7 protein-coding genes and 1 rRNA gene are annotated in these 4,181 nt (G+C 55.1%); 5 read left to right on the forward strand and 3 right to left on the reverse strand.

Annotation, left to right across the window (positions count from 1 at the left end; translation table 11 throughout):
• Positions 1 to 150 precede the first annotated feature (150 nt).
• A 5S ribosomal RNA gene (rrf, locus tag B5F27_RS15805) occupies positions 151 to 267 on the forward strand.
• Positions 268 to 411: 144 nt separating this feature from the next.
• Here rrf and B5F27_RS15810 read toward each other — a convergent pair.
• The 3 genes from B5F27_RS15810 to B5F27_RS15820 are packed head-to-tail and all read right to left on the reverse strand — an operon-like array spanning position 412 to position 1,501.
• Positions 412 to 945: a hypothetical protein gene (locus tag B5F27_RS15810; RefSeq protein ID WP_087369012.1), complete on the reverse strand. Its 534-nt coding sequence runs from the start codon at positions 943 to 945 to the stop codon at positions 412 to 414.
• A 4-nt stretch (positions 946 to 949) separates the two neighbouring features.
• Entirely contained in the window at positions 950 to 1,174 is a 225-nt protein-coding gene (locus tag B5F27_RS15815) for a hypothetical protein (RefSeq protein WP_087369013.1), read from the reverse strand.
• 15 nt (positions 1,175 to 1,189) lie between these two features.
• Positions 1,190 to 1,501: a hypothetical protein gene (locus B5F27_RS15820; RefSeq protein ID WP_087369014.1), complete on the reverse strand. Its 312-nt coding sequence runs from the start codon at positions 1,499 to 1,501 to the stop codon at positions 1,190 to 1,192.
• Between the two features lie 295 nt (positions 1,502 to 1,796).
• Here B5F27_RS15820 and B5F27_RS15825 point away from each other — a divergent pair, with 295 nt between their 5' ends.
• The 4 genes from B5F27_RS15825 (at position 1,797) to B5F27_RS15840 (ending at position 4,016) form a co-directional block, all read left to right on the forward strand.
• Entirely contained in the window at positions 1,797 to 2,174 is a 378-nt protein-coding gene (locus B5F27_RS15825; protein ID WP_087248119.1) for a GntR family transcriptional regulator, read from the forward strand.
• A gap of 2 nt (positions 2,175 to 2,176) precedes the next feature.
• Positions 2,177 to 3,037: an ABC transporter ATP-binding protein gene (locus B5F27_RS15830; protein WP_087369015.1), complete on the forward strand. Its 861-nt coding sequence runs from the start codon at positions 2,177 to 2,179 to the stop codon at positions 3,035 to 3,037.
• Positions 3,034 to 3,681 (forward strand): ABC-2 transporter permease, encoded by a 648-nt coding sequence (locus B5F27_RS15835; protein ID WP_087369016.1) that lies wholly within the window; start codon positions 3,034 to 3,036, stop codon positions 3,679 to 3,681. The genes B5F27_RS15830 and B5F27_RS15835 overlap by 4 nt, the downstream gene beginning before the upstream one ends.
• Positions 3,682 to 3,824: 143 nt before the next feature.
• Positions 3,825 to 4,016 (forward strand): hypothetical protein, encoded by a 192-nt coding sequence (locus B5F27_RS15840; protein WP_087248113.1) that lies wholly within the window; start codon positions 3,825 to 3,827, stop codon positions 4,014 to 4,016.
• The last annotated feature ends 165 nt before the right edge of the window (positions 4,017 to 4,181 follow it).

Raw genomic sequence — 4,181 nt, forward strand, 5'->3', positions numbered from 1 at the left:
TCCATTCAGCAAGAGTGTACTAATAGATCGAGGGCTTGACCAGGTTGAAAGCACTTGTACTCTGATTGCACAGCGCAGATTATTATTCAGTTCTGAAGGCACGTCCTTCCAAAAGAGAATAGAGAGATTGTTCAGACGCAAATCTGAACAGCCGGTGTCGATGACGGTGAGGTCCCACCTGTTCCCATTCCGAACACAGAAGTTAAGCTCACTTGTGCCGAAGATAGTTGGCTGGACACGGCCTGTGAAAATAGGTAGATGCCGGCTTCTCTAACAGAACCCCTGAGGATAAATCCTCGGGGGTTTTCTCTTGTTGTTTTTAGTGCGATAAGAAAATAAACTTTGCCGCAGAACGTGCACCATACAAGTGCATGACCCTGCGGCAAAGTTTTTGTATTCAGAGGATCTGTTTTACATGGAAAGGTCGGAGATCTTCCACACGCCGGCCTCTTTTTGCAGGGTCAGAATACCGGGCGTTGGTTCATTGTAGGCGAGGGTGATATCTGCGGTAATGGTATCTCCCTCCCGCTGTGCGGCATTCGCTTTTGGTTCCAGAGGCCAGCCCATCTCATAGGTGTCCGCCCGATAGAGGACGCCGTCTTTTTCGGTCAGAACGCTCGTCGTCTCGGTGCAGTAGGACAGGATTTCCTCCGCCTTGGATGGGACATAGACCCGGTTCAGCACTTCTTTGAAGTCCGCCATGGTCTGAAGTTCCGGGTCGTTTACCCGGAAGAACAGTGTTCCTCCCACCTCGATGGAATCGGTCCAATCCAGTTCCACCATGCCGGTGTAGGCCATTGCCTGCACTTTGTTATAATCATTCGCCAGAGAAGACAGAGCCTCGTTGGTGATCTGCACCGGGGAAGTGCTGTGCCGATATCCGAGGCAGGCTGCGGCAGCGCAGACGACAATGGCGGTTCCAAGAACGATCCACTGTTTTCTCATGAAGTTACTCCTTTCCAGATGATTGTTTGGGCTTGTTGTGATGTTCTAGCACAAACATGACCACACTCGCGGCCGACAGGATGCCGTAGACATTCACCATAGAACTGCCGAGGGACTGCCATTCGGTTAGCTGGAAAAAGTCGATAACGAAAATACAGGCGAACAGGAGTAGGGTGAGAAGAATCCAGAAAAACAGAATACGCTTTTGCTTTTTGGACAGAGGGGTCATCGCTTTTCTCTCCTTTCAAAGCAGAAACCGGAGCAGGATGTAGACCCAAAGGGTGGCCGCAGCAATGCCCAGGACAGCATAGAAAAGGAATTTGCCTTTGGGCACAGGGGCGTTTTCTTTTTCGGCCCGCACCAAATCCTGAACCATAAAGGTCTTGGCGGTGCTGAGTCCACCGAAAGCAAAAACAGTCCAGGTCCCAAAGGGCTGCCAGGCTGTAAAGCCGCCAAGGCCGATGATGAGAATGGACAGAATCATTCCGGCGGCCGCGACACACAACATCAGATTGAGCCGCTTGCGCCATGTTTGGTAGATGGTTGGATTGGACATAGCCTTTCACCTCTGGATGATGCAGATGGGGTGTGCGGGTGATTTATCCCTGCATGGGAAGGGCCTCCTTTTTTCGATGCAATGCCGGCAGAAAATTCTTCCAGATCCATTATAACAAAAATAGAATGCAGGTACAATGAAATCAGCGCCTGAAACGATGTATTTCAGCCGCAGCGTCCCCTTTCGGCTTTCGGGCCGGAAGGGGATTTTTTGCCGGCTCCCCTTGACAATGCTGTGTTGATTGAATATAATGTACTTAGTCAATAAGTACACTTAATGACAGAGGAGGAGCGCTGTGGAAATCATCATCAGCTCCAACACAGGCAAACCGATCTATGAGCAGATCACCTCTCAGATCAAGGCCATGATTATGAGCGGCGAGCTCAAGACCGGCGACCCCATCCCGTCCATGCGGGCGCTGGCCAAATCCACCCATGTCAGCGTCATCACGGTGCAGAAGGCCTATGAGGACTTGCAGCGGGACGGCTTCATCGAGACCACGGTGGGACGGGGCAGCTTTGTGTCGGCACAGAACAAGGACTTTTATCAGGAGGAACAGCAGCGGCAGGCCGAAGAACACCTGCAGGCGGCTGCCGACATTGCCCGGACCAGCGGCATCCCGCTGGAAACGTTGATCCAGGTACTGACACTGTTTTACCAGGAGGGCGAGTGACCATGGATGCGATCTTAGAGGTAAAGGACCTGACCAAGCAGTACGACGGCTTCACGCTGGACCACGTGTCCTTCACGGTGCCGGGAGGCTGCATCATGGGCCTGATCGGCGAGAACGGCGCCGGCAAGAGCACCACCATCAAGGCGATACTGGACCTGATTCATAAAGATGAGGGAAAGGTGACCTTCTGGGGCAAAGACCTGGCCCAGGCCCCCGAGATGAAAGAGGACATCGGGGTGGTGTTCGATGGCATCAGCTTTTACGAGACCCTGACTCCCGCCCGGGTGGGCCGTATTCTGAGCGAGGCCTACAAAAACTGGGACGATAACCTTTACAAAGAGTATTTGCATCGCTTTTCTCTCCCCACAGACAAGGAGATCAAGGGCTTGTCCAAGGGAATGAAGGCCAAGTTGAGCATTGCGGCGGCCCTGGGCCACCGGCCCAAGTTCCTGATTCTGGACGAGGCCACCAGCGGCCTGGACCCGGTGATGCGGGACGATATGCTGGACGTGTTTCTGGAGTTTGTCCAGGACGAGGAACACAGCATCCTCATGTCCTCCCACATCACCACCGACCTGGAAAAGGTAGCGGATTACATCACCTTCATTCACCAGGGGCAGATGATGTTCTGCAAGTCCAAGGACGAGCTGCGGTACCGCTACGGCGTGGTCCGGTGCGGCGCAGCGGTTTTCGGCCAGATGGACAGCGCCGACGTGCTGGCCTGGCGGAAAGAGGCCTACCAGTGGGACGTCCTGGTGCCCGACAAGGAAAAGGCCCGCCGCCTGTATAAAAACGCCGTAGTGGACGACGCCACCATCGACGACATCCTTCTTCTGTATGTGAAAGGGGAGCGGTCCAAATGAAAAGTCTGGTGCTGAAAGACCTGTATAACATTGTACACAATGTAAAATCGATGCTGTTTATCCTAATTGTATGGGCGGTGGGATTTGTGCCCACCTCCGGCACAGGCGGCTATCTGGTGATGTGCACCATTCTGTGCAGCATGATGACGGTGACCACCTTTACGTTTGACGACATGGCCGGCTGGACTCCCTATGCCCTGGTGATGCCGGTGACCCGCCGGGAAATCGTCCTGGCCAAGTATGCCGTGCTGGCGGTGTTCTGCACCGCGGGCAGCCTGTTTGGCCTGCTGGTGGGCGGCATCGGCGGCTTTGTGATGGGGGAGTACACCGTGGGGCTGCAGGCCTTCGCCGAGCTGGCCGCCCTGGCTCTGGTGAGCTGGGCGGTGGCCTTTGCCATGGGCAGCGTGGCCATCCCGCTGGTGTACCGGTTCGGCGCCGAACGGGCCCGGGTCTTGCTGCTGGTGTCCTTCCTGATTCCGGCGGCCCTGTGCGCCGCCGTGTATGGGGTGCTGTGGGCTGCGGGCGTCCCGGTCAGCGAGGAAATGGTGATGGCGCTGTTCTGCGCCTCGCCCCTGCTGGCTCTGGCCTGGGGCGCAGCCATGTACCGCGCCGCCTGCGGCATCTTCGCCAAAACGGAATGCTGAAAAGAAAATAACCCACCCTCCCTGCTTTTCCGTCCCAGGAAAGGCGGGGATTTTTTGATGATGAATCGGGCAAAGGATGTGACAGCCCGGGCGGATTTTGTTATAATAAAAGGGAAGAAGAAAGATGAAAGGAAGTGTCTCGGATGAAGAAAAGCGCGGTTGTGTTCTGGGTGGTGGTAGCGGTTCTGGCAGGGGTACTGGTGGGCATGTCCCTGGGGCTTTTCCCCTCCATCGAGACCAGACCGTCGCCCAGGGCGGTGGGGGGCATTCTGGCCGCCGCCTTTGTGATGCGGTGGCTGCGGCTCTTTTTGCAGAGACACTCCAGAAAAAAGTAAACGGGCACATAAAGAGCCCCCGCCATTTCCTCTCACGGAATGAACTGATCCAAATCGTGCGGACAGTACAAAAAAGCCCCAAGTGTAGGATATTAGGATTCAGCAGGAGTGGCGGAGCGTTAGCGGAGCCACTCCTGCTTTCGTTTGGATTCGCTCGTGGTTATA

Source organism: Faecalibacterium sp. An192 (genome assembly GCF_002160175.1).
Classification (GTDB): Bacteria; Bacillota; Clostridia; order Oscillospirales; family Ruminococcaceae; genus Faecalibacterium.